Annotated in this window: 25 protein-coding genes; 10 read left to right on the top strand and 15 right to left on the bottom strand. The window is 39.3% G+C overall.

Features of this window, described 5'->3' with window-relative positions; translation table 11 throughout:
- Positions 1 to 31 precede the first annotated feature (31 nt).
- Positions 32 to 730: an NAD(P)H-dependent oxidoreductase gene (locus SOI76_RS03515; RefSeq protein WP_104079869.1), complete on the top strand. Its 699-nt coding sequence runs from the start codon at positions 32 to 34 to the stop codon at positions 728 to 730.
- Between the two features lie 598 nt (positions 731 to 1,328).
- Positions 1,329 to 2,693: an outer membrane protein transport protein gene (locus SOI76_RS03510; protein ID WP_104079870.1), complete on the top strand. Its 1,365-nt coding sequence runs from the start codon at positions 1,329 to 1,331 to the stop codon at positions 2,691 to 2,693.
- Positions 2,694 to 2,751: 58 nt separating this feature from the next.
- On the opposite strand, the gene thrH is transcribed toward SOI76_RS03510, so the two are convergent.
- The gene (thrH, locus tag SOI76_RS03505; protein WP_002116438.1) at positions 2,752 to 3,369 is read right to left on the bottom strand and encodes a bifunctional phosphoserine phosphatase/homoserine phosphotransferase ThrH; all 618 of its coding nucleotides are present in this window, start codon (positions 3,367 to 3,369) and stop codon (positions 2,752 to 2,754) included.
- Positions 3,370 to 3,553: 184 nt separating this feature from the next.
- Between thrH and cysH the strand changes: the two genes are divergently transcribed.
- Entirely contained in the window at positions 3,554 to 4,288 is a 735-nt protein-coding gene (cysH, locus tag SOI76_RS03500; RefSeq protein WP_005064416.1) for a phosphoadenylyl-sulfate reductase, read from the top strand.
- Between the two features lie 171 nt (positions 4,289 to 4,459).
- The gene (locus SOI76_RS03495; protein WP_005064414.1) at positions 4,460 to 5,845 is read left to right on the top strand and encodes a WS/DGAT/MGAT family O-acyltransferase; all 1,386 of its coding nucleotides are present in this window, start codon (positions 4,460 to 4,462) and stop codon (positions 5,843 to 5,845) included.
- A 29-nt stretch (positions 5,846 to 5,874) separates the two neighbouring features.
- Here the strand turns inward: SOI76_RS03495 and SOI76_RS03490 are convergent, their stop codons facing one another.
- The 6 genes from SOI76_RS03490 to SOI76_RS03465 all read right to left on the bottom strand — a co-directional run bounded on the left by SOI76_RS03490 (position 5,875) and on the right by SOI76_RS03465 (position 10,697).
- Positions 5,875 to 6,048 carry a PA1571 family protein gene (locus SOI76_RS03490; RefSeq protein WP_002116397.1) on the bottom strand — a complete coding sequence of 58 codons (174 nt, stop codon included), beginning with the start codon at positions 6,046 to 6,048 and terminating at the stop codon, positions 5,875 to 5,877.
- Positions 6,049 to 6,187: 139 nt separating this feature from the next.
- The gene (rng, locus tag SOI76_RS03485) at positions 6,188 to 7,642 is read right to left on the bottom strand and encodes a ribonuclease G (protein WP_016143155.1); all 1,455 of its coding nucleotides are present in this window, start codon (positions 7,640 to 7,642) and stop codon (positions 6,188 to 6,190) included.
- Between the two features lie 114 nt (positions 7,643 to 7,756).
- Positions 7,757 to 8,317, bottom strand: coding sequence for a Maf-like protein (locus SOI76_RS03480; protein WP_104079871.1), 561 nt, complete (start codon positions 8,315 to 8,317; stop codon positions 7,757 to 7,759).
- Positions 8,305 to 8,796, bottom strand: a complete 492-nt coding sequence (gene mreD / locus SOI76_RS03475) for a rod shape-determining protein MreD (protein WP_002116279.1) — start codon at positions 8,794 to 8,796, stop codon at positions 8,305 to 8,307. Before mreD ends, SOI76_RS03480 begins: the two co-directional genes overlap by 13 nt.
- Positions 8,783 to 9,640 carry a rod shape-determining protein MreC gene (gene mreC, locus SOI76_RS03470; RefSeq protein ID WP_016143153.1) on the bottom strand — a complete coding sequence of 286 codons (858 nt, stop codon included), beginning with the start codon at positions 9,638 to 9,640 and terminating at the stop codon, positions 8,783 to 8,785. Before mreC ends, mreD begins: the two co-directional genes overlap by 14 nt.
- Before the next feature lie 16 nt (positions 9,641 to 9,656).
- Positions 9,657 to 10,697, bottom strand: a complete 1,041-nt coding sequence (locus tag SOI76_RS03465; RefSeq protein WP_000601379.1) for a rod shape-determining protein — start codon at positions 10,695 to 10,697, stop codon at positions 9,657 to 9,659.
- A gap of 133 nt (positions 10,698 to 10,830) precedes the next feature.
- On the opposite strand from SOI76_RS03465, the gene gatC reads away from it, so the two are divergent.
- The 4 genes from gatC to pfpI all read left to right on the top strand — a co-directional run bounded on the left by gatC (position 10,831) and on the right by pfpI (position 14,894).
- Positions 10,831 to 11,145 carry an Asp-tRNA(Asn)/Glu-tRNA(Gln) amidotransferase subunit GatC gene (gatC, locus tag SOI76_RS03460; protein WP_000107699.1) on the top strand — a complete coding sequence of 105 codons (315 nt, stop codon included), beginning with the start codon at positions 10,831 to 10,833 and terminating at the stop codon, positions 11,143 to 11,145.
- Positions 11,146 to 11,198: 53 nt separating this feature from the next.
- Positions 11,199 to 12,677: an Asp-tRNA(Asn)/Glu-tRNA(Gln) amidotransferase subunit GatA gene (gatA, locus tag SOI76_RS03455; RefSeq protein WP_104079872.1), complete on the top strand. Its 1,479-nt coding sequence runs from the start codon at positions 11,199 to 11,201 to the stop codon at positions 12,675 to 12,677.
- Positions 12,677 to 14,146: an Asp-tRNA(Asn)/Glu-tRNA(Gln) amidotransferase subunit GatB gene (gene gatB / locus SOI76_RS03450; RefSeq protein WP_104079873.1), complete on the top strand. Its 1,470-nt coding sequence runs from the start codon at positions 12,677 to 12,679 to the stop codon at positions 14,144 to 14,146. The genes gatA and gatB overlap by 1 nt, the downstream gene beginning before the upstream one ends.
- A 169-nt stretch (positions 14,147 to 14,315) precedes the next feature.
- Positions 14,316 to 14,894: a DJ-1/PfpI family protein gene (gene pfpI / locus SOI76_RS03445; protein WP_205668427.1), complete on the top strand. Its 579-nt coding sequence runs from the start codon at positions 14,316 to 14,318 to the stop codon at positions 14,892 to 14,894.
- Positions 14,895 to 14,972: 78 nt separating this feature from the next.
- Here the strand turns inward: pfpI and SOI76_RS03440 are convergent, their stop codons facing one another.
- Both SOI76_RS03440 and SOI76_RS03435 read right to left on the bottom strand, forming a co-directional pair.
- Complete coding sequence (locus SOI76_RS03440; protein WP_044431361.1) at positions 14,973 to 15,491, bottom strand: hypothetical protein; 519 nt, start codon at positions 15,489 to 15,491, stop codon at positions 14,973 to 14,975.
- A gap of 83 nt (positions 15,492 to 15,574) precedes the next feature.
- Positions 15,575 to 16,642, bottom strand: coding sequence for a DUF1176 domain-containing protein (locus SOI76_RS03435; RefSeq protein ID WP_104079874.1), 1,068 nt, complete (start codon positions 16,640 to 16,642; stop codon positions 15,575 to 15,577).
- Between the two features lie 124 nt (positions 16,643 to 16,766).
- On the opposite strand from SOI76_RS03435, the gene SOI76_RS03430 reads away from it, so the two are divergent.
- The gene (locus SOI76_RS03430; protein WP_104079875.1) at positions 16,767 to 17,516 is read left to right on the top strand and encodes a DUF4850 domain-containing protein; all 750 of its coding nucleotides are present in this window, start codon (positions 16,767 to 16,769) and stop codon (positions 17,514 to 17,516) included.
- A gap of 38 nt (positions 17,517 to 17,554) precedes the next feature.
- On the opposite strand, the gene sbmA is transcribed toward SOI76_RS03430, so the two are convergent.
- From sbmA to SOI76_RS03400, 6 genes are all read right to left on the bottom strand, one after another.
- Positions 17,555 to 18,751, bottom strand: coding sequence for a peptide antibiotic transporter SbmA (gene sbmA, locus SOI76_RS03425; RefSeq protein WP_063099543.1), 1,197 nt, complete (start codon positions 18,749 to 18,751; stop codon positions 17,555 to 17,557).
- Between the two features lie 238 nt (positions 18,752 to 18,989).
- Positions 18,990 to 20,225, bottom strand: a complete 1,236-nt coding sequence (tdcB, locus tag SOI76_RS03420) for a threonine ammonia-lyase (protein ID WP_104079876.1) — start codon at positions 20,223 to 20,225, stop codon at positions 18,990 to 18,992.
- 204 nt (positions 20,226 to 20,429) lie between these two features.
- Entirely contained in the window at positions 20,430 to 21,404 is a 975-nt protein-coding gene (locus SOI76_RS03415; RefSeq protein WP_025469745.1) for a patatin-like phospholipase family protein, read from the bottom strand.
- A gap of 167 nt (positions 21,405 to 21,571) precedes the next feature.
- Complete coding sequence (locus SOI76_RS03410) at positions 21,572 to 23,047, bottom strand: alanine/glycine:cation symporter family protein (protein ID WP_032056165.1); 1,476 nt, start codon at positions 23,045 to 23,047, stop codon at positions 21,572 to 21,574.
- Positions 23,048 to 23,146: 99 nt separating this feature from the next.
- Positions 23,147 to 23,287, bottom strand: a complete 141-nt coding sequence (locus SOI76_RS03405; RefSeq protein ID WP_079284424.1) for a hypothetical protein — start codon at positions 23,285 to 23,287, stop codon at positions 23,147 to 23,149.
- A gap of 184 nt (positions 23,288 to 23,471) precedes the next feature.
- Positions 23,472 to 23,675, bottom strand: coding sequence for a hypothetical protein (locus SOI76_RS03400; protein ID WP_104079959.1), 204 nt, complete (start codon positions 23,673 to 23,675; stop codon positions 23,472 to 23,474).
- A gap of 512 nt (positions 23,676 to 24,187) precedes the next feature.
- Between SOI76_RS03400 and SOI76_RS03395 the strand changes: the two genes are divergently transcribed.
- A complete protein-coding gene (locus SOI76_RS03395; protein ID WP_104079877.1) occupies positions 24,188 to 24,895 on the top strand; it encodes a nitroreductase in 708 nt (235 codons plus the stop codon).
- Positions 24,896 to 24,902 lie beyond the last annotated feature (7 nt).

Below are 24,902 nucleotides of genomic sequence, written 5' to 3'. Positions count from 1 at the left end.
ACAATTTCTGAAAAAGGATACAGGTCGCCTTATGAACATTCTGATTGTCCATGCTCATCCAGAACCACAGTCTTTTACTACTGCTCTAAAAAGTACAGCTAAGCGAACCTTAGAAAAATTGGGGCACAGCGTAGAAATTTCAGATTTATATGCGATGCAATTTAACCCTATTGCATCCCAAGAGGATTTCTTAGAGCTTAATCAGCCTGAGTATTTTAACTATGCACTAGAACAAAGAAATGCCAGCAAAAATCAGCTTCTAGCTCCTGATATTCAAGTAGAAATTGAAAAGGTAAAAAAAGCTGATCTCGTCATTTTAAATTTCCCACTTTATTGGACATCTGTGCCCGCAATTTTAAAGGGCTGGATTGATCGTGTTTTTGTATCTGGACTTTTTTATGGTGGTAAACGGTTTTACAACCATGGTGGCATGACAGGTAAAAAAGCGATGTTGTGTTTAACACTCGGTGGTAGAACACACATGTTTGGAGAAAACTCAATTCACGGCCCAATCGAAAATTATTTATCGCCGATTCAACGTGGTACTTTGGCATATGCTGGTTTTGAAGTCCTACCTCCATTCATTGCTTACCATGTACCGTACATTAGCCAAGAAGCACGACAAACCCTTCTTGAAGACTATGTAATCTACCTTACTCATCTGGACCAGCTCGAATCATTAAAATTTCCCAAACTTGAGCAATTTGATGAAAAACTCTATCCACTCTAATGCAATGTTTTAGCTCTTAAAATTAAATAACCGAATTTAGATCATTATTTTCGGTTTTTTATTACACATAACTTTCAAATATAGATTCCAAATTCGCCCAAAAAATAGATCAAATGGTAAAAAAATTAAGGTAAACTTTTTCATAAAATTAATAATATAAAATTTAATCAATAATATACAGATGTAGAGAAACTAGACTTATCAACTAAAAATGGCAACTAATACTCATTTCATAATCACTTAATTCATATTTTTACAAAAAAATCTTTGACCATTTTTCTTGGATTTGTGACAAAAATGTCATAAAAACAAAGGCCACTACTAATAGATAAAAAATATAAATATCAATTAATTAAATTAATTTAACAATGCAAATATTCCTTCATATTTCATCCATTATTGACATTATTTGTATAAAAAGTGAGTACTCCTCAGTTCATATAACAGATTTACTCTTATTGTAATTATGCTATTTTTGTTACATGGAGTTATCAAAGCTTCTATTACTTGTAATTAGGAGCTTTGAAGGCAACACAGTTTAAACGGTTTAACTCTGTTACTTTTAAAAAAATGTCTTGAAGTTCAAGGAAAGATTAAAATGAAATTAAAACATCTGAGCACTGCAATGATTTTAGCAACGCTGCCTGCAACTGGGGTTTTTGCAGCAGCATTGGATCGCTCTGGACAATCTATCGCTGCATTTTTACAGCCTGGCAACTACTTTGAAGCTGGTATTTCTGTTCTAGATCCAGATGTAGCTGGTAAAGAAGCTGGTACAATTAAAACGGGTCGTAATATTGGTGATATGGGAGATGATTATTATTTCCCAAGTGCAGCCTTAAAACTACAACTTACTGATAAATTCTCTTTTGGTTTACTTTACGATCAACCATTTGGAGCAGATGCACAATATTCTGGTAATAATGCCTTTGTAGCGAGCCCATCAGATCCAATTCTTGGTACTTTACCAATTACAACAGGCGCTTTAGGCGGAACCCAGGGTGCGACTTCTGTTGAAGTGGATAGTCAAAATATTTCGATGATTTTTGGTTTCCAACCTACTGAAAACTTTAACTTTTACGGTGGTGGTGTATATCAAACGATTAAAGGAAATGTTCATTTAAGAGGTTCGGCATACAGCTTGTATAATGGCTATGACGCTTCTATTCCAGAAGATGGAGCGGCTGGTTGGTTAGCAGGGGCCGCTTTCCAAATTCCAGAAATCGCGCTTAAAGCTTCTATCACATATCGCTCAGAAATTGATCACAAAATTGATGCAGATGAAACAATTGCACTTGCAGATTCAATTACAGCCAATGCTGGAGCACTTGGTTCAACTATTGGACAATTAGTTGCAGCTGGTCAGTTAACTCCAGCTCAAGCTGGAGCGATCCAACAAACAATTGGTAAAGCTATTGCGGCTAACCAATTAGAAGGTAAGACTACAATTACTACCCCTCAATCTGTAAACCTTGATTTCCAGACAGGGATTATGGCAAATACAGTCGCATTCGCAAATGTACGCTGGGTAAATTGGAAAGATTTCGCAATTCGTCCATATAAATTTGGCAAAGTATCAGAAGCTGTAGGTCCAATAGCAACTCCTAGCCGCCCAAATGGCTTTAATTTAGTGGAATATTCTGATGACCAATGGTCTGTGAATGCCGGTGTAGGCCGTAAACTTAACGACAAATGGGCTGGTAATGTGTCTGTTGGTTGGGACTCTGGCGCAGGTAACCCTGTAACAACTTTAGGTCCAACTGAAGGTTACTGGAACGTAGGCGTAGGTGTTCAATACAGCCCTACTCCACAAACATTTATTGCTGGCGGCGTAAAATATTTCTGGTTGGGTGATGCAAAAGCACAAACTGGTGCCCAAGCGGGTAGCGATGACTATTATGTTGCAGAGTTTTCTGACAACAATGCAATCGCTTATGGTTTAAAACTTGGTTATAAATTCTAAGTTTCAAAACTGATTTATATAAAAAAGGCGCTTAAAGCGCCTTTTTTATTATTTATTCTTAAGCTGGGATTGTACGCTGTGAAACTGAACGGATTGCTTCTTTTAATGCATCGTAACCGTGGATAGCTGGAAACTGAGGAAACTCAGCAATCACATTTGCAGGTGCATCAAACAGGAAACCATGGTCCGCTTCACCTAACATGGTTGTATCATTATATGAGTCACCCGCTGCGATTACTCGGAAATTTAAGCCATGCAGTGCTTTAACCGATTCACGTTTTTGATCTGGCTGACGTAACTTATAAGCCGTAATCATTCCTTCTTCATCTGTCTCTAATTTATGACAGAAAATTGTTGGCCACCCTAATTGCTTCATTAAAGGATGCGCAAATTCATAGAAGGTATCTGATAAGATCACGAGTTGGAAATGCGTACTCACCCATTCAACAAACTCTTTTGCTCCCGGTAATGGCCCCATCTCAGCAATGACTTCTTGAATATCATTTAAGCCTAAACCGTGTTGTTTTAAAATATTAAGACGCTGAGTCATTAAAACATCATAATCCGGAATATCACGAGTTGTTGCTTCGAGTTCTTTAATCCCTGTTTTTTTAGCGAAATTGATCCAGATTTCAGGAACTAAAACCCCTTCAAGATCTAGGCATACGATTTCCATGAATGCTTCCAACGTTGGTTAAAAATTGCTGTATCATACCATTAAGATTTTCAGTTTTGCGTTGTTATTGATCAAATCAATTTTATTCATAAGGATCGAAATTAAAGTGCTAAGCACTTTATCAACTATCCTTTAGAATATTTTTCATAACTCAATGCGCCCAAGCCTTTTGCCAGGAACACACATGACCGTTATTCCGACTATTGATATCGTAGATGCTCTTGCTGCTGAATATGCAACCAAAAGCCCTCGAGAAATTTTAGAACTTGCCTTAAGCCAACAAGGTGAAATTGCAATTTCGTTTTCGGGAGCAGAAGATGTTGTGTTAATTGATATTGCTTCACGCTTAGGCAAACCTTTCCGTGTATTTAGTCTCGACACGGGCCGCCTGCATGCCGAAACTTATCAATTTATTGAAACTGTCCGTAAACACTACAATATCAATATCGAAATTTGTTTCCCTGAATCTGAAGCTGTCCAAAACATGGTAAACGAAAAAGGTTTATTCAGCTTTTTTACAGATGGGCATCAAGAATGTTGCGGTATTCGAAAAGTTCAGCCTTTACGTAAAAAACTTGCGACTTTAGACGGCTGGATTACGGGTCAACGTAAAGATCAAAGCCCTGGTACACGTACAGAGATTCCTGTAGTGCAAGCTGATGCTGGCTTCTCGGGTCCAGGAAAGCAACTTATTAAATATAATCCTCTAGCGAACTGGACAAGTGCTGAGGTATGGAGCTACATCCGTATGATGGAAATTCCATATAACCCTCTTCATGAGCGCGGTTTTGTTTCTATTGGATGTGAACCATGTACTCGACCTGTATTACCAAACCAACATGAGCGTGAAGGTCGCTGGTGGTGGGAAGAAGCCACTCAAAAAGAATGTGGATTACATGCAGGTAATATGAAAAAGTAATTTATTATCAAAAAACCACTGGTAAATCAGTGGTTTTTTTTATGTCATGTTCCGTACACAAAGTCATATTTTCTCTACTCTAAACGCTATATACTTAATTTTACGGTTCTATAATTCTAACAAGAGCTCAGATAAGGGCTTCTTAGAAAAATGCATGAGGCACAATGATTTATGCGTCCATTACACCCAATTGATTTCATTTTTCTGTCACTTGAAAAAAGACAGCAACCCATGCATGTCGGTGGATTATTTTTATTTGAAATTCCTGAAAATGCACCCGAAACCTTTGTACATGATTTAGTAGAAGATATTAAACGCTCAAAGAGCATTCCTATCCCTCCCTTCAACAACCGTTTAAGTGGTCTATTTTGGGATGAAGATGAAGAATTCGATATCGATCATCACTTTCGCCACATTGCTTTGCCTCATCCTGGCCGTATTCGTGAACTTCTGGTGTATATTTCACAGCAGCATAGCTCACTAATTGATCGCGCAAAGCCACTTTGGACTTGTGACATTATTGAAGGAATCGAAGGCAATCGTTTTGCCATGTATTTTAAAATCCATCATGCCATGGTAGATGGTGTTGCGGGTATGCGTTTGATCGAGAAATCTCTATCAAAAACACCAGAAGAGAAACATGTTGTTCCTTTATGGTGTGTTGAGAGCAAAAGAGCTAAGCGTCTAAAAGTACCAACTCCAAGTACTAGTAAAATTAAGAGTATTTTAGGCGGTATTAAATCTCAACTCGACATAGCTCCAAAAGTCATGCACGAGCTATCTCAAACAATATTCAAGGAAATGGGTAAAAATCCTGATTATGTTTCTACTTTTCAGGCACCAGTTTCTATTTTGAACCAAAGAGTCAGTGCTTCACGTCGTTTTGCGGCCCAATCATTTGAATTAAGCCGCCTTAGAAAAATTTCAAAAGCATTAGGCGTAACAATTAATGATGTTGTGCTGGCTGTATGTTCTGGTGCTTTACGTGAATATTTGATTAGTCAAAATAGCTTACCTAAAAAACCACTTATTGCCATGGTGCCAGCTTCATTACGCACCGATGATTCTGATATGAGTAACCGAATTACCATGATTTTGGCAAATTTAGGGACTCATAAAGATCAACCGTTAGAACGCCTAGAAATCATTCGTCGCAGCATGCAAAACTCAAAACAACGGTTTAGCCGCATGACTGCGAATGAAATTTTAAACTATAGTGCGGTTGTTTATGGTCCGGCAGGTTTAAACATCATGTCAGGAATGCTTCCTAAGCGTCAGGCGTTCAATTTAGTGATTTCCAATGTACCAGGACCACGTGAGCCGCTTTATTGGAATGGCGCGAAATTAGATGCACTCTACCCTGCTTCGATTGTCATGGATGGACAAGCTCTAAACATTACCATGACTAGTTATTTAGATAAGCTTGAAGTTGGATTAACAGCTTGTCGGAATGCTTTGCCAAAAATGCAAAATCTTTTGACTCATTTAGAAGATGAGATTCAACGTTTTGAAGAAATTATTGCAGAGAAACAACTGAAACATCATTCAGCAAGTTAGAAAAAGTTAAGGGGCTTTAAATTGGCCCCTTATTTTTTGATTGTGCGGCACTGGTTAAGCAACTGATGACATACTGAACGAATCATTGCAGTTGTGATCGGTACTTCTTTACCTTGGTCATTCAACATATAGCAGCTATTTACTGGCGTGCTTTCTAAAACATGTTTAAGGCCGTTGCTAATTAAGTTTTCACTTACATTCATGGGTTATACCTCTTATTGTTTGCTAAGACGTTTAATAGGGAGAACGTCTAGGGCTACTGTATGTAAGTAGTATTTAAAATTCATGAATGAAAGTAAAATTTCAGTTGTAACAAGGATTAAGCGATATCTTGTTACAACTTTAACTTAAAATGATATCGTATTGCTCTTGCGTATATAAATTTTCGACCTGAAATTTAATAACACGGTTAATAAAATGCTCTAAATCGGCTACTGCTGGTGCTTCTGCTGTTAATAATCGATCAATCACAGAAGGATGCGCAACAACAGTAAAGCCACTCGTTGATTCAAATGCGCGGGTATATCGTAATATCTCACGAAATATTTCGTAACACACTGTCTCCGCTGTTTTGACAAAACCACGCCCTTGGCATGTTGGACATGATTCACATAACAAGTGTTCTAATGATTCACGAGTTCGTTTACGAGTCATTTCGACTAGACCAAGTTCTGACACTTGAGTAATTTTGGTCTTCGCGTGATCTCGCTCAAGCATTTTCTCAAACTGACGCATCACCTCTTCACGGTGAGTTGCTTCTTGCATGTCAATAAAATCAATAATAAGAATACCACCCAAATTACGCAGTCTAAGTTGACGCGCAATAACTTGAGTCGCTTCCATATTGGTTTTAAAAACCGTGTCTTCAAGACTACGACCACCTACATATGAACCTGTATTAACGTCAATCGTTGTCATGGCTTCAGTCTGGTCAATCATCAGATAACCGCCCGACTTCAAAGCTACGCGAGTTTGTAAGGCTTTTTGAATATCTTCTTCAACATTGTAAAGATCAAATAGTGGTCGCTCACCCGGATAATGGATAAGACGACTCTTCATATTCGGAACAAACTCTTCTACAAATTCGAGTAACTTTGCATGAATCTCTCGCGAATCGACATAAATCTTTGCCGTTTCTTCGCTCGCCAAATCTCGAATAATACGTTGAGGTAATGGAAGTTCTTCAAAAATTAAAGAAGGGACAGCAACATCAGTCTGTTTACGCTGAATGTATTCCCATAACTTACTCAGATAGCACATGTCTTGTGCAATTTCTGCCTCATCCACACCTTCGGCAGCCGTACGGACAATCACGCTACCGGGTAAATTATGTTCTGCTTGAATACTTTCAATAATATTACGTAGTCGCTCTCGCTCCTCTTCTGACTCAATACGCTGAGAAACGCCAATATGATTTCCATATGGCATGAGAACCAGATAGCGAGAAGGAATTGAAAGATCTGTACTTAGACGCGCACCTTTTGTGCCCAACATATCTTTCATAACTTGGACAGTAAGGGTTTGTCCAGGATGTAATAATTCAAAGACATTTGGGGTAGGCTGTGAACGAGGCCAAACCATATCATTGATATGTAAAAAGGCTGTTCGAGACAAACCAATATCCACAAAGGCAGCTTGCATGCCCGGAAGCACTCTTACTACTTTACCTTTGTAAATATTGCCGACTAGACCGCGCTTGACTGTACGCTCGACATACAGCTCATTAACAGTTCCATTTTCGATTAATGCCACCCGACACTCCATAGGCGTGACATTAATAAGTAGTTCTTCTGACATACATAAACTCAAAGCATTATAAAATTTTTTATTAAAGAGTCAGAGAAGCTGTTAACTTTAACGTTGTCTAGTGTTCATCGACAATGCTATTCAATTAAGAATGATAACAACCCCTTATGTCTTTACTCTTTTGAATAACTGTGCAAATTCGTATAAAGGAAGTCCTACCACATTACTATAACTTCCTTGAATTTGGGGAATATATTGCGAAGCAATTCCTTGAATTGCGTACCCACCCGCCTTTCCAACAGGCTCACCCGTGGACCAATAATCTTCCATATCTTGTGTAGTTAGGTGCTGAAATTCAACTTGTGTTTGCACCACCTGACTTAACATTCGTTGTTGAGTCGCAACGCATAATCCAGAAAACACATCATGCCAACGTCCAGACAATTGTTTCCAGATTTCAAAGGCATGATTTTTCGATTCAGGCTTACCAATAATTTGACCATCAAGTCCTAGACTTGTATCAGCAGCAATAACAATTGCTTCTGGAAAAAGCTTCAATACAGTTTTTGCCTTTTCTCTAGCTAAACGTTCAACATAATGATGAACCAGCTCATTTTCATGAACAGATTCATCAATGTCAGGACTATAGATTTCAAAATCTAAGCCTAGCTGTTGTAACAGCTCTTTCCGACGAGGAGAGCTAGATGCTAAAACTATATGCGCCATTTTGCCAAACAATAATAGACGACTGGCCACGTAATGATACTTGTCATCAAAGGTTGCCAATGTCTAGCAATCGAAAAATGAATTCCGCCCATCGTCTGTGTTACCCACATAAATGCTAAATGGGCAATAATGACCAGCGTTGCTATCGTCCATAAATTAACAAAAGTTAAAATACGGCGTTCCCGAATTAAAAAACGGGTAAGAAAAGTCACAATTACAAAACTTAAAGCATTGAGTCCTAAAGGCGCATCAAGTAGTAAGTCTGTAAAAATCCCCATCCCAAACGCAAACCAAACTCCACACCATGTTGGCTGACATACTACCCAAAATAGCATAATCATTAACATGAATAATGGTCGCCAACCTGAAATATCATAGGATAGCGGGTAAACCATGAGTACAGAACCCACAATAACAGAGAGAATAATTCCCCATAATGGGTCTTTACGCTTTTCTCGTTTCAGTTTAGCGATCGGCATAAGGCTGCTCCTTCGCTAAGGACTCAGAGAAAAGCACAACTACATGGTGCCCTGTGGCTAATTGTGCTGCTGGTGTGACATCAATTTCAGCAAACTCGCCTGAATTATGACGTCTTATTTTGGCAACTGTACCTACAGCGTAACCTGCTGGGAAATGTTCACCCAAGCCTGAGCTAAACACTTTATCACCCACCAGAATATTAGCGCTGGTCGGAACATATTCCATTTTTAAACGGCCTAAATCACCTGTACCAGAAACAATTGCTCGCATTCCTGTACGCTCAAGACGTACCGACAGTGAATGCTCTTTATCAGATAACAACATTACACGTGAGCTATGAGGATACACATTAATGATCTGCCCCATAATCCCCTTATCATCTAAAACCGTTTGTCCGACCTTTATATGGTCCATAGAGCCTCGGTTAATAATGATGATATGACGCAATGGATCTGCATCTGTCCCAATCACTTCGGCAATTTCCATACGTCCATCAATAATTAACGGTGTATCAAGAAGACCTCGTAAACGAGTATTTTCAGCAGATAATTCAGAAAGCTTCTGTAAGCGGACTTGAGCTTGTAAAAGCTCAGCCTGCATCGCGGTATTTTCACGACGCAGTTGTGCTTCAGATTTTGTTTGTTGATTCAGCCATTCTCTCGACAGTACTGGATAACTGGCCAATGCATAAATTGGGTTATATGCAGCGTACAAGACATCCCTTGCTGGCTGAATTACATAAGGCATGCGCCAATCAAAGAACAGCACAACCAAGCATGTAATGACCGCAATAATGAACGAGCGGAAAGATGGCGGCTGTCTTGAAAAAATATTCGGTTGCACCGCCTAATCCTTAAACTTAACCGACGAAAAGCATGTCATGGTTCGGATTGTCAAAGAATTCTAATACTTTACCACCACCACGGGTTACGCAAGTAAGAGGATCTTCAGCAACAACAACCGGTAAACCAGTTTCTTGAGCCAATAACTTGTCAAGGTTACGAAGTAGCGCACCACCACCTGTCAACACAATACCGCGCTCAGCAATATCAGAAGAAAGTTCAGGAGGAGTTTGCTCAAGAGCAGATTTTACAGCGCTTACAATGCTTTGTAACGGATCAGAAATAGCTTGAGTAATTTCGTCAGAAGTTACGGTAATTGCACGAGGCACACCTTCTGCAAGGTTACGGCCACGTACTTCGATTTCTAATGTTGTACCATCAGAAACAGCCATACCTACTTCTTTTTTAATAATTTCAGCAGTAGTTTCACCGATTACACAACCGTGAGCTTTACGAACATAATTGATGATTTGCTCATCAAAAACATCGCCGCCGATGCGTAAAGAGTCAGCATAAACACAACCTTGCAATGAAATAATTGCAATTTCTGTTGTACCGCCACCAACATCCACAACCATAGAACCACACGCTTGTTCAACTGGCATACCTGCGCCAATTGCAGCAGCCATAGGCTCTTCAATCAAACGAACATCACGGGCACCAGCATTAAATACTGCTTCGCGAATCGCACGACGCTCGACCAAAGTTGATTTACATGGTACACATACAACTACACGAGGTGCAGGTGGGAACAAACGTTTTTCGTGAACTTTACCAATAAACTGATTCAACATGGTTTCAGTCACTTCAAAATCCGCAATTACACCGTCTTTCATTGGACGAATTGCAGAAATATTCGCAGGCGTACGGCCCAGCATTTGCTTAGCATCTAGACCTACAGCAGCAACAATTTTTTGTGAACCACTGTGACGAATTGCCACAACTGTTGGTTCATTTAATATAATGCCGCGGCCTGGTGCATAAATAAGTGTATTTGCTGTACCTAAATCAATGGCTAGATCCGGCGAAAACAAGCCAATTAGTCGTTTTAGAATCACGGTTCGTTCTCAGTTAAACTTTCATGTGGATGCAAGGTGGCAACTTTAAACTAAATGTGATGATTTGAACAAGTCAATCGCTTATTATAACGCACGATATTTTGAAAATTTTTAATACTGATTAGGTGATGTTATGTCTACATCGGATGCACAGCATTCAGCAGATTTAAATGCACAAACAGTTTCAGCAATCGCCAATCTTGCTCGATTGTCGCTCAATGATACGCAATCTGCTGAATATGCTCAAAGTCTAAATAAAATTTTAGGCATGATGGAAACCTTAAAAGGCATTGATACGGAAGGCGTAGAACCTTTGAAAAGTCCTTTTGACAATCCTCAACCTTTACGTGCTGATGTGGTAACGGAAAGCAATCATCGAGATGAATACCAAGCAGTTGCACCTGCAACTCAAGATGGTTTGTATCTTGTTCCTCGCGTGATTGAATAACTTTTACTCAATTAACCCATCTTCCCTATTTTGAATGTAAAGAAATTTTACTCATGACTGATTTACATCACTTATCAATTCGTGAACTTGCTGAGGGCTTAAGCCAAGCGAAGTTTTCATCTCGCGAACTGACTGAACACTATTTAAAACGTATTGCTAAAATTGACCCACTGGTAAAAAGTTACGTGACGGTTACGCCTGAACAAGCTCTTGCCGAAGCCGACGCTGCCGATGCTGCATTAAAAGCAGGTAATGCAACAGCTTTAACGGGTATTCCTCTTGCGCATAAAGATATCTTTTGTACCAAAGGCATTAAAACAACTGCCGGTTCAAAAATACTAGACAACTTCATCTCTCCTTACGATGCAACTGTTGTTGAAAAAACTAAAGCAGCTGGTCTTGTCACTTTAGGTAAAGTGAACATGGACGAGTTTGCAATGGGTTCAACTTCAGAAAGCTCGTATATTGGTGCAACAAGTAACCCATGGGCACTCGACCACGTTCCTGGTGGCTCATCAGGTGGTTCTGCTGCGGCTGTAGCGGCTGATCTAGCACCTTTTGCTACAGGTACTGATACAGGCGGCTCAATTCGCCAACCTGCGTCATTCTGCGGTTTAACAGGCTTAAAACCAACCTATGGTCGTGTATCTCGTTTCGGGATCATTGCTTATGCATCCTCTTTAGACCAAGCGGGTCCAATGGCTCGTTCTGCCGAAGACTGTGCTTACCTCATGAATGTAATTGCAGGTCACGATGCAAAAGACTCAACTTCGGTTAAAAAGGAAGTTGATGACTACGTTGCAAATTTAAATGGCACACCTGTAAAAGGTTTACGCATTGGTATTCCTAAACAGTACTTTAACGTTGCAGGCTTAGATGCTGACGTAAAAGCACGTGTTGAAGAGTCTTTGAAAAAGCTTGAAGAAATGGGTGCAACACTTGTTGAGATCGACCTCAACATGACTGAAGCCTATGTTCCAACGTATTACCTCATCGCGCCAGCAGAAGCATCATCTAACTTGTCACGTTATGATGGTGTTCGTTACGGCTACCGCTGTGAAAATCCTGCTGATTTGATGGATCTTTACAAGCGCTCTCGTTCAGAAGGTTTTGGTCCAGAAGTTCAACGTCGTATCTTAATTGGTACTTACGCGCTTTCTGCGGGTTATTACGATGCTTACTATGTGAAAGCACAAAAAGTACGTCGTTTAATTCAACAAGACTTCTTAAAAGCATTTGAAAATGTAGATGTGATTGCGGCTCCTGCTGCACCAACAACTGCATATAAAATTGGTGCGAACTTAAGTCCAACTGAAATGTATTTAGGCGATATCTATACACTTGCAGTGAACTTGGCAGGCTTACCAGCGATTAACGCTCCTGTTGGTTTTGATAAAGATAGCTTGCCTGTTGGCTTACAGTTGATTGGTAACTATTGGTCAGAATCACAATTGTTGTCGATTGTCCATCAATACCAACAAAATACCGATTTCCATACTCAACGTGTGGCAATTGCTGAGGAGAATGCATAATGGCTGAAGCTCAAAAGTTGAAATTGATTGACGGTTGGGAAGTCGTTATTGGTATCGAGATTCACACTCAGCTTGCAACCAACTCTAAAATTTTCTCAGGTTCATCAACTGAATTTGGCCAAGACCCAAATACACAAGCAAGCCTTGTCGATTTGGCTATGCCGGGTGTGTTGCCTGTACTCAATGAAAAAGTTGTTGATCTTGCAATCCGCTTTGGTTTGGGGATTGACGCGTACATCGACCAAGCATCTGTGTTTGCGCGTAAGAACTACTTCTACCCTGACTCACCAAAAGGCTACCAAATTAGCCAAATGGATAACCCAATTGTGGGCTTGGGTCACATCGACATCCAACTTGAAGATGGTACGACTAAACGCATTGGCGTAACTCGTGCTCACCTTGAAGAAGATGCGGGTAAATCAATTCATGACCAGTTTGAAGGTATGTCTGGCATTGACTTAAACCGTGCTGGTACACCTTTACTTGAAATCGTTTCTGAACCTGACATGCGTTCAGTTGAAGAAGCTGTTGCTTACATTAAAGCGATTCACACATTAGTACGTTGGTTAGGTATTTCTGACGGTAACATGGCTGAAGGTTCATTCCGTGCGGACTGTAACGTGTCTTTACGCCGTCCGGGCCAACCTTTTGGTACGCGCTGTGAGCTTAAAAACCTCAACTCATTCCGTTTCATTGAGCAAGCAATCAATGTTGAAATTGAACGCCAAATGGAAATTTTGGAATACGGCGGAAGTATCGACCAAGAAACTCGTTTGTTCGATCCAAACAAAATGGAAACACGCTCTATGCGTTCTAAAGAAGAAGCGAATGACTACCGCTACTTCCCCGATCCAGATTTGTTACCTGTGATTATTGCTGATGAGCAAATTGAAGCTGCTCGTGCTGCGCTTCCAGAGCTTCCTGCTGCACGCCGTGCACGTTTTATCGCAGACTTTGGTGTAACTGAGTACGATGCTCACGTACTTACGCTCTCACGCGAAATGGCGGACTTCTATGAAGCTGTTGTGGCTGCTGCTGGCGGTGCGAAGCAAGGTAAAGTATCGGCAAACTGGGTAATGGGTGAGTTCTCTGGTGCTTTAAACAAGGCAGGCCTAGACTTAGCAGACTCTCCTGTTTCTGCTGAACAACTTGGTGGCATGATTGCTCGTATTGTTGACAACACCATTAGCGGTAAGATTGCTAAACAAGTCTTTGGCTTTATGTGGGAATCGGAAGGTAAATCTGCCGATGACATTATTGCGGAAAAAGGCTTAAAGCAAGAAACCGACACTGGCGCAATTGAAGCGATCATTAAAGAAGTACTTGCAGCCAATGAAAAAATGGTTGAAGAATACAAGTCTGGTAAAGAGAAAGCCTTTAACGGTCTTGTTGGTCAAGTCATGAAAGCTTCTAAGGGTAAGGCTAACCCTGCTCAAGTAAATGAATTAATGAAGAAATTGATTGGTTAATTTCATTAGCTAACTCAACAAAAAAGCCTCGATTTATCGGGGCTTTTTTATACCACTTATGAAATTTCTTCGACTAAAGAATGCGCTTTTTTCTGAAAAATGTCATAGCGACTATGCTAATTTAAATTAAGAATTTAGATAAATTACATTTTAAAAAGAGAGATAAATCATGTCTAAAAAGATTTTAATGTTGGTCGGTGACTATGCAGAAGACTATGAAACTATGGTTCCCTTTCAGTTCTTAACTGGTTTAGGTTATACCGTGCATGCTGTTTGCCCAAATAAAAAGAACGGCAACCATATTGCAACGGCTATTCATGATTTTGAAGGTGAACAAACTTATAGTGAAAAACGTGGCCACAACTTCGCGATTAACTATGATTTCGATGCCGTTAATACCGAAGACTATGTAGGTCTAGTGATTCCGGGTGGTCGTGCACCAGAGTATTTGCGTATGAATGATCGTGTTATCGAAATTGTACGTGAGTTTGATAGAGTGAAAAAACCAATTGCAGCTGTATGTCATGGTGCTCAGTTACTCGCTGCGGCAGATGTGTTAAAAGACCGCCTCTGCTCAGCTTATCCAGCATGTGCGGCCGAAGTAAAATTGGCAGGTGGACAATACGCAGATATTGCTGTGACTGAAGCAGTTACAGATGGTCATTTCGTGACTGCTCCAGCTTGGCCTGCACATCCAGCTTGGTTAGCTCAATTTGTGAAAGTTTTAGGGGCTACAATTACGATCTAAAGAGATCTCTTTATCCCAAATACAATAAAGCCTGCTCTTAGATAGCAGGCTTTATTACTAAAATAGAAAACTAGATTTTTATCTTGTAATTCCTAATTTATTCCAAATCTCTGGTGTTAAAAACGTCGTCACTAATTTATTTAAATCGATATAACGCAATGTACCTTGTAACTGCTGTTTAACGGCTGGGTCTTTAACAATATCTTCACCAGCACTCTGGCCTAACTGCTGGAAAGCCTCTCCAACAGCCTTCACACCTTCAGCCTGAATCACAGCTTTGGTCTGAGCAGAACATTGCTCCACAATCACACGTTGTAAAACCTGAGCCAGTTTTTGGTCTAACTGATCTTTTTGCTCAGGCGTTACATTACTAAATGCTTTTAAATCTGGATGAGCTGCTAAAGCCGTAAATGTCCATTGAAGTACCGTAGTTTTGTCTGAAGCCGTTGTAGCCTTAACTAAACAATCACTGAGCTGATCAACCGTTGGGCCAGCCATCGCAATTTGAGTAGTCCCCAACACAGCAGCAGCCACACATATTGAACGGCTCAGGTGTAAAAACTTATGGCGAGCAATAGCGTAAAGATGATGTGACATAGGTCTGGCTCCAATAAACAATCTGTTCTTTTTATCACAGAGTCACTAAAGTTACCTGTTATGACTCTGTAACCGCAAAATACTTACTTTACGACTGATTCAATGCGATCAAGCTCCCAAACTCCACCTGCTGCCAAGCCTTTACACATACCCGTCCACATATCCTTAGTATGCACAAAACTCTTGCCGTCCCACACCCATTCTTCACTTGCCCAGCAGTCTCCAATGCCTCTTCCCTTTTGAGCACTACTGATAATACCGCTATCAAAATCTGAGGCGGACTCAGTTACAAACGCGGCCTTACCGTTTAAAGACTCATCGAGTACCCATGCCCCATACCCTTCGTTATAAGCCCCTCTCCAACACAATATAGTCGCCAGAACTTTCTTATTGGTTAGTTTATATAGCTCAATTTTCTGTGGTTCGACTCCATCACTGTTACCACCATAAATACCTTCACAAAAGCCGTCTTCTTTCAGATTCGGTTTAGCAGCCATCAAACTACGGTGTATTGCTTGGTACTGTTTATTTTTAGGCTGTAAAGTTAAATAAGATTTGGTTGAAGTCTTAATACGCTTCACAACTAGTTTTGGTTCAGGCATAAGTACTTGATTTTCATTGGCACTGCCCTTTTTGACCAAAGCACCAATAGTCCCTATACGCTTCTGAAAATCATCCATCTTTAATAATACGGCAGTCATTCCAGCATCGGAAATTTTCCATTTATGCTGCGCATTTTTAAATACTATTTCAGTCTTCTGTTTCGACTGCTGTAGTAGAGCATTGACTTGCGAGCTGTTTAGCTTACCCATAATTGGCAGCTCAGTACCATCTACACCCACCATACCTAAATCTTTGCCATTTATATAAAAATGGATATTTTTAAGCTGGTTTGCAGGTATACTTTGTTCATAGTCAGACAAAGCAAACTCAATCTGCACAGGTTGTTTTGGGCCTGCTTTACGTGTTAATAAAATTGAAGCGGGATTATCACCATTTTCTTCGTTTTGATACCCTGCTGCCTTACAGGTGCCCGTATTACTGCAAGAGATTTCCCACTCTTGATGAGAAAATGAAATACCTTTTATATCTTGAGCAAAACTATAAGAACTTATTACTGCCAAACAACAAATTGAAAGTATATTTTTCATTTTTTCATGTCTCTACACGTCTGTTTTATTATGAAATTAACAACAGTGTTAAATTTTGAGTTACCGTCTAGTTTAAAAGAATATGTTAGATTTATATAAGATTTAAATTCATTACTTTCTAAAAATGAAAAAACTGAATTTTTTATTATTTACTGTATTTACCAGTCTAACTTCATCCGCTTATGCAGAAGTAAAAAGCTTTACACCTCATTTCCCAAAATTTTATAGCTCTGCTGCAACCCGCAAAGCTGATAATCAGTTCTATCCTCTAGGAGAGGCAAAATTTTTAAACGGCGTTTCAGTCGCTTTTTATGGCGTTACGGCACAAAACCCAATAGAAGATGGTTTACTTAAAAGTTTTGAAAAGTGCACGCTTAAAAGCTGTAGTTTTAATTTTAAACTTGATGCTCAACATGCCAAGCAATTAAAACTTCTTGCATTACCTGAAGTAGGTTTAGTACTTGTTCCACGTAACTGGCAAGATGTACAAGCAAATGCAGGCGCAAATGGAACGGGTTTTGCTCTAATCATGAGTACAGATCAAAAACAAGCTATAGAACTTTACGACTCTTCATTTTGCGTTGGCTGTGGACTACCAAATGCAACGCTTTATTTTCCTGAACTATTAAAAGAAAGTCTTGTAAATGAATATGGCGGATTCAAAGACCCTAAAAAACTGATTAATATTGTTTACCCTTCTAAAAAAGTCGCTTTTTTTAGTTACCAAATTCCGCAAGTGAACAATAAAACCCATGGTATTGCCAAATATGATGATGAAGACACGTTTAACTATAAAGAAATTCAAGTCACCTTAGATAAATCGCAGCAGTCTTTAGTTGGTCCTATTCTCAATTTTTATAATACAATGCACTAATCCAATACTTATAAAAAACCCGCTTTCGCGGGCTTTTTTTACTTATGTAATATCGATTCAAAAGCTTTTAAACGCTTATAAATTGAAAGCAGTTCAATAATTGTTTTCCATGAACTAATTAAGTATTGGAAGGATTCCCGTACACGCCCAAATACATTTGCAATTTGTTGAATTAAACCTAATGTGAGTTTACCAGCAGCAATTGATGGGAAAAGGACAACCAAGTTATATAAAACATCAAGTTGGCCATACCAAATAGCTGTCATATTAAAATAGGCATAATGGAAGTAAAGTCTGAAATAATTTTTACGTACATTACTAAATAACTCACGCAAGGTAGCAGGTTTTGCACGATCAGCATGGTCTTCACCATAAACAAGTTCTTTACGATAAGCCGCTTCTACTTTCTGATTGTTAAATTGCAAACCTGGCAACTTAATCCCTACTACCATTAATAGAACTGTACCGAAAATTGACCACACTATTGCGGCCCATACTAAAGAGTGATTTAACTCACCAACAATTGGTAAAACGGGAACATGTTTAGACAGTTGAAATAGAATAGGTAAAAAGGCAATCAATGTAATAACTGCTTTTACTAACTCTACCCCTAAATCTTCCAAAATTGTTGCAAAGCGCATCGTGTCTTCTTGCACACGCTGCGAAGCACCTTCAACATGACGTAGCTTTTCCCAATGTTCTGTGTAATATTCATTCATTGCTGTACGCCAGCGGAATACATAATGGCTTGTAAAAAAGGCATTAATCACAGCAAGCGTCACAGCGACCATAGCAATATAAAGAAAGACCATTGTCTCGCTATATAGTGCCGAGAGATCTCCTCCTCCACTCGAAAGCATTTTTTGGATTAAATCCCAAAATGGTACATACCATGCATTAATCGCAACACTAGCCTGAACAGCAAACCAAATATTGAACAAAATAAATGCAGAGCCCCAGACTGACCAACGCTGCCATGGATTATTAGAAATAATTTTCCAAAAGCCAGCAAAAAGCGCAGTAGAGATTAAAAACCAAAGATAGAACCATAAAAAAGCAGGCGACCAAAAACGGCTTACACCAATAGGCAATTCAGCCTCTGCATAACCCTGCGGAAAGCCTAAATACTCTCCCCAGTGATCTCCACCTGTATACCAAAGCACCATATTGAGCGCGATCCAAATGACCGCAGATATAAAGAAATACCTTGGTGATGGAAAAAATGATTTGAACATTGAGCGTGGATATCCCTATATTTCTTCAAATTTACAATGAAAGGAATACTAAAACCTAAACCTTAAAATTGTGAAGGGTAAAGTTTAGAGAATTGTCAGTTTTTCCTGTTCCATTGAAGGATTTGATCGTTTTTTTGTAAATTAATCCCTTTTTTGGCAATTTAATCCATTTAAATTACCTTGTATATGACTCTTGATAGAGCCATATACAGCTTTTATAACACAGTGATATCAGAGATTAAATCTCTTCTTTACGAACTATATAGCCTTCTAATTGCATTGCTTGAATGAGCAAATCTAGGTCCGAGGCACTTTTTAATTCGACATCAACGCTCACAGCGCTTTCTTTGGCACGGCTTGTTGCCGCAAAGCGTTCATGACGCAGCTCATAAATATTACCGCCCTGCTCAGCAATAATGGCCGTTAAACGAGCTAAAGCACCTGGATTGTCCGGTAATTCAACACGAATACGAACCATACGACCTGTACGGGTTAAATGGCGTTGTAATACAGAGACCATAACACGTGTATCAATATTGCCACCAGACAGCACCACACCTAATTTATGACCTAAAAACAGATCGGGACGCGACATAATTGCAGCAATACCTGTCGCTCCCGCTCCTTCACATACTGTTTTTTCAATATTAAGTAATAGTGCAATCGCCTCTTCAATCATGTCTTCAGTGACAACGACAATGTCATCAACATATTCTTTAGCAACTTGTGTCGTAAGCTCACCTGGAGTTTTTACTGCAATACCCTCAGCAACAGTAGAGCCCATTGAAACCGCATGTTGATAATTGCAAAGTAGTTTTGCCATACTTGGGTATACAACAGATTGAACCCCAATAATTTTAATTTTTGGATTAATCGCTTTAGCAGCAATTGCAATACCAGAAATTAAACCACCACCACCAATTGGCACAACCAAAATATCTAGATCAGGCACAGCTACAAGCATTTCAAGCGCAATGGTTCCTTGACCCGCAATAATTTCAGCATCATCGAATGGATGAATAATGGTTAAAGATTCTTCTTGTGCAACACGGTGCATTTCAGCAGCAGCTTCTGAAAAGTCCTGCCCATGCAATATAACGCGCGCACCGTACTCACGTACTCGTTGCACCTTAACATTTGGCGTAGATTTCGGCATTACAATAGTCGCAGTCACACCTGTCCGCTGAGCATGGTAGGCTACACCTTGTGCGTGGTTGCCTGCCGAAGCTGCAATAACACCATGTTGCTTTTCTTGTTCAGATAAACACAACAGTTTATTTAGAGCACCTCGCTCTTTAAATGAAGCTGTAAATTGTAGGTTTTCAAATTTCAACCACATCTCAGCCCCTAAGGTTTTAGAAATGGTTTCTGAGAAAACAAAGGGAGTTTTTACAACTAAACCTTCCAAACGCTCTGCGGCAGCATAAACATCATCTAATGTTGGAAAGCCATTTTTAACCTGTTGCTGTATCATTTATCTAGTCAGCCTCAATACACTACAAATCAATTATTTTTTAAAAAACGGCAACAATATTTCATATTAACCATTAGAGTTTTCAGCATATCCAACATGTCTCTAATATACAAAAAATTTTATTCCAAAAATTGGAGTTTTAACTTCCATAAAAAAAGCCCGTTGTGGACTTTTTTATTTAATTCTCAAAATATTAACGTTTATTTATTGGCTTTGAGCACTTAAACCTTCCGTAGACATATTTTGTTCAGCTATTTTTTCATCAATAGCAAACTGAATATCAGAAAGCTTGGCATTAGCTGCATCTATACCAGATTTCATAGTAGCTTCACGGCCTTTGACATCAAAAATATGTGCTTTTTCTCTTAAGTCTGGCTGAATAACAACGTCCGCATATTGCAATTCTTCTGCTGCCAAACGCCCTTGCATGATATTAATATTCTGGTTAAACAGTCCCCATACATTCGAAGTTTCTGTGTAAATAGGTTGAGCTAAAATATCAACTGCAATAATGACATCAGCACCTAAATCTCGTGCGACTTCAACTGGCACAGGACTCACCAACCCGCCATCGACATATTCAGATTTACCAATTTTAGTCGGCACAAACATACTCGGAATGGAAGCAGAGGCTCTTACGGCTTGACCAGTATTGCCGTAGTTAAATACGGTCTTAGTGCCATGCTTCAGTTCAGTTGCCACCACATACATTGGAATCTTCATTTTTTCGAGTGGCATGTTATTTACTTGCTGGTTAACGTAGTTCTCTACTTTTTTACCATCAAAAAAACCTTTTAATCCGATACTAATATCACGGACATCACCAGCTTTCATTTTTAAAGCAGTATCACGCAGTTCAGCAGGTGTTTTACCACTCGCATAAATTGCCCCAACAATACTACCCGCACTCGTACCTACAATAAAATCCGGGCGAATACCATGTTGTTCTAAAACTTCAATCACCCCGATATGAGCATAACCTCGTGCTCCACCGCTACCCAATACAAGCGCGACAACAGGACGTTTTTGCATTTTTTTTATTCTTGCAAATGGCTGATCAACAGAACGAGCATAAGCTTCTGTCGTTTGCGGTTTTAGAGCAGCAGACAAGTGTGTGGTGGTCTGGCATCCCGCCAACACCATAGAGAGTCCGAGAACCCACAATTTAAGCTGTTTCATGGCCCATCTTCGCACTATGAGGTTTAAGTTCGGATTGCAATTTTAGTTGCTACTTTCGTGAAAAGCTGTAGTGAATTTATTTAATTTGTCATGTTTAAAATTTAGACTCAAGTATTTTATTTGCCCCTATATGAAAAAGGCCTCTTATATAAGAGGCCTTTTGAAACTTACCAGATATCTGAATCGACTTTTTTCTTCAATTCTGGATACTTGTCAATTTTAAACTCTGGCTCTTTAATGCCTCGTTTCAATTGCTCGCGGTAATCTTTTAACAAAGTACGTGCCATTGGCGTTAATAGTAAAATTGCAATCAAGTTAATGGTTGCCATGATACCCATAAACAAGTCAGCCATTGACCAAACGAGTGGAACACTACCGATTGCACCGAAGTACACCATCACCAATACGAAAATACGGAAGATGAACATGACTTTCGGGTTGTTATTAATAAACTGTACGTTACCTTCTGCATAGGCATAGTTACCTAGTACAGCTGAATAACAGAACAAGAATAATAGAACCGCTAGGAAATCAGATCCCCAATGCCCAACTTGAGTTTCTAAGGCACGTTGTGTTAATTCAACACCAACAAAACCTGCGTCTTGGTAAACGCCTGAAACTAAGATGATGATTGCAGTACTTGTACATACAATGAACGTATCTACGAATACACCAAGCATTTGTACTAAGCCTTGGTTTACAGGGTGTTTTACATCAGATGCAGCAGCTGCGTTTGGCGCAGAACCCATACCTGCTTCGTTTGAGAACAAACCACGCTTAATCCCTTGCATCATTGCCATTGATACAGCCGCACCAAAGAAACCACCTGCCGCAGCATTGAAGTGGAAAGCCTCAGTCACAATCAGCTTTAAAATATCAGGCAAAATTGCATAGTTGCTTAATGCGATATATAGAGCAACGGCTAAATAAAGACCCGCTTTTAAAGGTACAAACATCTCTGCAAATTTAGCGATACGTTTAATACCACCAAAAATTGCCAATGCAACCATAACGACAAGCGCAAGGCCAACCCATGAAATTTCTAGATCAACACCACCTAAATGAGCAATAAGATTAGCTTTATCCCAACCCCAAGCATGTGAAGAAGCATTAGCAATCGCATTGATTTGGACTGAGTTGAATACGAATCCATAAGTAAAGATGAGTGCTAGTGCGAAGACCACACCAAAGGTTTTACTGCGTAAACCTTGAGTAATATAGTAAGCCGGTCCACCGCGAAATTGCTTAGTCTTGCTATCTCTAACTTTAAAGAGCTGAGCAAGTGTAGACTCAATAAAAGCAGAACTCATACCAAGTACAGCAGTTACCCACATCCAGAACACTGCACCAGGACCACCAATTGCAATCGCGATTGCCACACCAGCAATGTTACCCACCCCAACACGGCTTGCCAGGCCAGTTACAAACGCCTGGAAAGGTGTAAGGCCATGCTCATCTGTGCCTTCTGTACGGCTACTTTTCATGACACGAATACTTTGCAAGAACATGCGAATTTGCACTGCCCCTGTTAAGACCGTATAAAAAATACCGACAGCCAGCAAGAAAATAACCAGAAAATCCCATAAAGGATCATTAAAAAATTGTACCCACGACATCAGTGTGGCATTGAGTTGTTCATTCATACTCGGTCCGCTTACGTTCTTGCTAATGTGCTATTAGCACAAGCCAAAATACTGCAATAAACAAAAAAGCCCCTAAAAATTGGGACTCCTTCAGTACATTTAAGAAAAAACTTTTAATGTCAATTGAATAGCAATTATCGTCACAAGTTTAAGCAACATCATGCCCAACACTAAGCCTTTGAAGGTTGCATGAGAGAATGTGACCTTCAAAAAAAATAATATCATCGCACTACTGAACACTTCCTTTTTCGGAAAAGTAGTATAGATCGACTCAGCTACAAACTTGGAAACTAACAAATGACCACCGCTAAATAATCTCGTCTAATGATTCCCATCAATTAATCGAGTTATACAAAATTTGGATTTAAGCCAATAAGCATATTTACATATACTTGAGAGCGAATGTCTAAACTGGATATAAATTTCAAAGACTGTAACAAGCCATCGCCATAACGCGATTATCTGCGCTCCTTTCCCCTTGATTGAAGAAGAGTGCGTTTAGATCTGTACTAAGCTGTTGTTTTTCTTGTAGCCCAGTAGTTGCGTGAGTCATGTTCATTTTCATGGTTGCAATGGTAATCGCCAATCCTTGTTTCATGAACTGCTTGTTGATGAGTGGTAGACTCATGTAAAGCTCCTTATTCCTCGTGTATTTCTCCATTTCTACATCAAAATCCTTTTTGTAAAGGGATTTTGTATGCAGCCATTTCTTTCCTAACATGAGTATGGAGAAATCATACCTGCGTAAAAAAGTCGGTATTATGCAGAAATTTAAAATTTTGTGTATGTTTTTCATTAAAATTTTATGTTATTTCCGATTGTTTTTTATTCAAAATCATCTGCTTTGTACTGTTTTTAAACATATTATACCTTTTTTTCAATTGAGTGATTTTTAATCCAACTGATGCCATAGATTTATTTTTATAGTCAAAAAACATCATACTTTGTTTGTCTATTTAGATCTAAAGTGGCATATTCACATTAGAATTAATCAGACATTATGTCCAAACCAAACGAGTTATCATATCTGTAAGGATATCTCTTTTCTAATATTTTTTGCTTATAAATGAAGTACTTTCAAAACGTGAAATTAAGCTTCAAAAAGTATTAAGTATTTAAGAAAAGGATATAGGAGTATTCATGAATCTGGAACAAGTTCGTCTCGTTGATGAAGCTATCACTTCTCGACATTCTGTCCGCGCTTTTTTAAATACCCCAATTGAGCCAGAAGTCATTAAAGATATATTACGAGTCGCAAGTCGAGCACCTTCTGGAACGAACACCCAACCATGGAAAGTCTATGTGGTCACAGGCAAAAAGCGTGATGCAATAGTTGAACGTGTCTGTGCTGCACAAATTGAAGTTTCAAAAAATCCTGAACTTGCAGAAGAATACAAAGAAACTTTTGCCTATTATCCTGAAAAATGGATATCTCCTTTTATTGACCGCCGCCGTGAAAATGGTTGGGGGCTTTATGGTTTACTCGAAATCAAAAAAGGTGAAAAAGAAAAAATGGCTGAGCAGCAGTTACGCAATTTTAAATTGTTTGATGCACCAGTCGGCCTTTTCTTTACCGTAAATAAAACGATGGGAATCGGTTCTAAAATGGATATCGCGATGATGATTCAAAACGTAATGGTCTCTGCTAAGGCACGTGGTTTAGATACGTGCCCACAAGCAGCTTGGAACCATTTTCACCCTATTGTTTTAGATATAGTGGGTGCATCAGATGATGAAGAACTGGTATGTGCAATTGCATTAGGTCATGCTGACCCTGATCATATTGTAAATACCTTTATTACACCTAGAGAACCTGTTGAAAATTTCGCAGTTTTTCTAGACGAATAAGCTATAA

This window comes from Acinetobacter pittii (genome assembly GCF_034064985.1).
Lineage (GTDB): Bacteria > Pseudomonadota > Gammaproteobacteria > Pseudomonadales > Moraxellaceae > Acinetobacter > Acinetobacter pittii_H.
The sequence above is the reverse complement of the archived record's forward strand: the minus strand, read 5'-3'. Positions and strand labels throughout refer to the sequence as shown.

Excerpts from the sequence above, each read along its gene's own strand:
- SOI76_RS03515 (WP_104079869.1), top strand. The coding sequence starts at position 32 with ATGAACATTCTGATTGTCCATGCTCATCCAGAACCACAGTCTTTTACT.
- SOI76_RS03510 (WP_104079870.1), top strand. The coding sequence starts at position 1,329 with ATGAAATTAAAACATCTGAGCACTGCAATGATTTTAGCAACGCTGCCT.
- thrH (WP_002116438.1), bottom strand. The coding sequence starts at position 3,369 with ATGGAAATCGTATGCCTAGATCTTGAAGGGGTTTTAGTTCCTGAAATC.
- cysH (WP_005064416.1), top strand. The coding sequence starts at position 3,554 with ATGACCGTTATTCCGACTATTGATATCGTAGATGCTCTTGCTGCTGAA.
- SOI76_RS03495 (WP_005064414.1), top strand. The coding sequence starts at position 4,460 with ATGCGTCCATTACACCCAATTGATTTCATTTTTCTGTCACTTGAAAAA.
- SOI76_RS03490 (WP_002116397.1), bottom strand. The coding sequence starts at position 6,048 with ATGAATGTAAGTGAAAACTTAATTAGCAACGGCCTTAAACATGTTTTA.
- rng (WP_016143155.1), bottom strand. The coding sequence starts at position 7,642 with ATGTCAGAAGAACTACTTATTAATGTCACGCCTATGGAGTGTCGGGTG.
- SOI76_RS03480 (WP_104079871.1), bottom strand. The coding sequence starts at position 8,317 with ATGGCGCATATAGTTTTAGCATCTAGCTCTCCTCGTCGGAAAGAGCTG.
- mreD (WP_002116279.1), bottom strand. The coding sequence starts at position 8,796 with ATGCCGATCGCTAAACTGAAACGAGAAAAGCGTAAAGACCCATTATGG.
- gatC (WP_000107699.1), top strand. The coding sequence starts at position 10,831 with ATGTCTACATCGGATGCACAGCATTCAGCAGATTTAAATGCACAAACA.
- gatA (WP_104079872.1), top strand. The coding sequence starts at position 11,199 with ATGACTGATTTACATCACTTATCAATTCGTGAACTTGCTGAGGGCTTA.
- gatB (WP_104079873.1), top strand. The coding sequence starts at position 12,677 with ATGGCTGAAGCTCAAAAGTTGAAATTGATTGACGGTTGGGAAGTCGTT.
- pfpI (WP_205668427.1), top strand. The coding sequence starts at position 14,316 with ATGTCTAAAAAGATTTTAATGTTGGTCGGTGACTATGCAGAAGACTAT.
- SOI76_RS03440 (WP_044431361.1), bottom strand. The coding sequence starts at position 15,491 with ATGTCACATCATCTTTACGCTATTGCTCGCCATAAGTTTTTACACCTG.
- SOI76_RS03435 (WP_104079874.1), bottom strand. The coding sequence starts at position 16,642 with ATGAAAAATATACTTTCAATTTGTTGTTTGGCAGTAATAAGTTCTTAT.
- SOI76_RS03430 (WP_104079875.1), top strand. The coding sequence starts at position 16,767 with ATGAAAAAACTGAATTTTTTATTATTTACTGTATTTACCAGTCTAACT.
- sbmA (WP_063099543.1), bottom strand. The coding sequence starts at position 18,751 with ATGTTCAAATCATTTTTTCCATCACCAAGGTATTTCTTTATATCTGCG.
- tdcB (WP_104079876.1), bottom strand. The coding sequence starts at position 20,225 with ATGATACAGCAACAGGTTAAAAATGGCTTTCCAACATTAGATGATGTT.
- SOI76_RS03415 (WP_025469745.1), bottom strand. The coding sequence starts at position 21,404 with ATGAAACAGCTTAAATTGTGGGTTCTCGGACTCTCTATGGTGTTGGCG.
- SOI76_RS03410 (WP_032056165.1), bottom strand. The coding sequence starts at position 23,047 with ATGAATGAACAACTCAATGCCACACTGATGTCGTGGGTACAATTTTTT.
- SOI76_RS03400 (WP_104079959.1), bottom strand. The coding sequence starts at position 23,675 with ATGAGTCTACCACTCATCAACAAGCAGTTCATGAAACAAGGATTGGCG.
- SOI76_RS03395 (WP_104079877.1), top strand. The coding sequence starts at position 24,188 with ATGAATCTGGAACAAGTTCGTCTCGTTGATGAAGCTATCACTTCTCGA.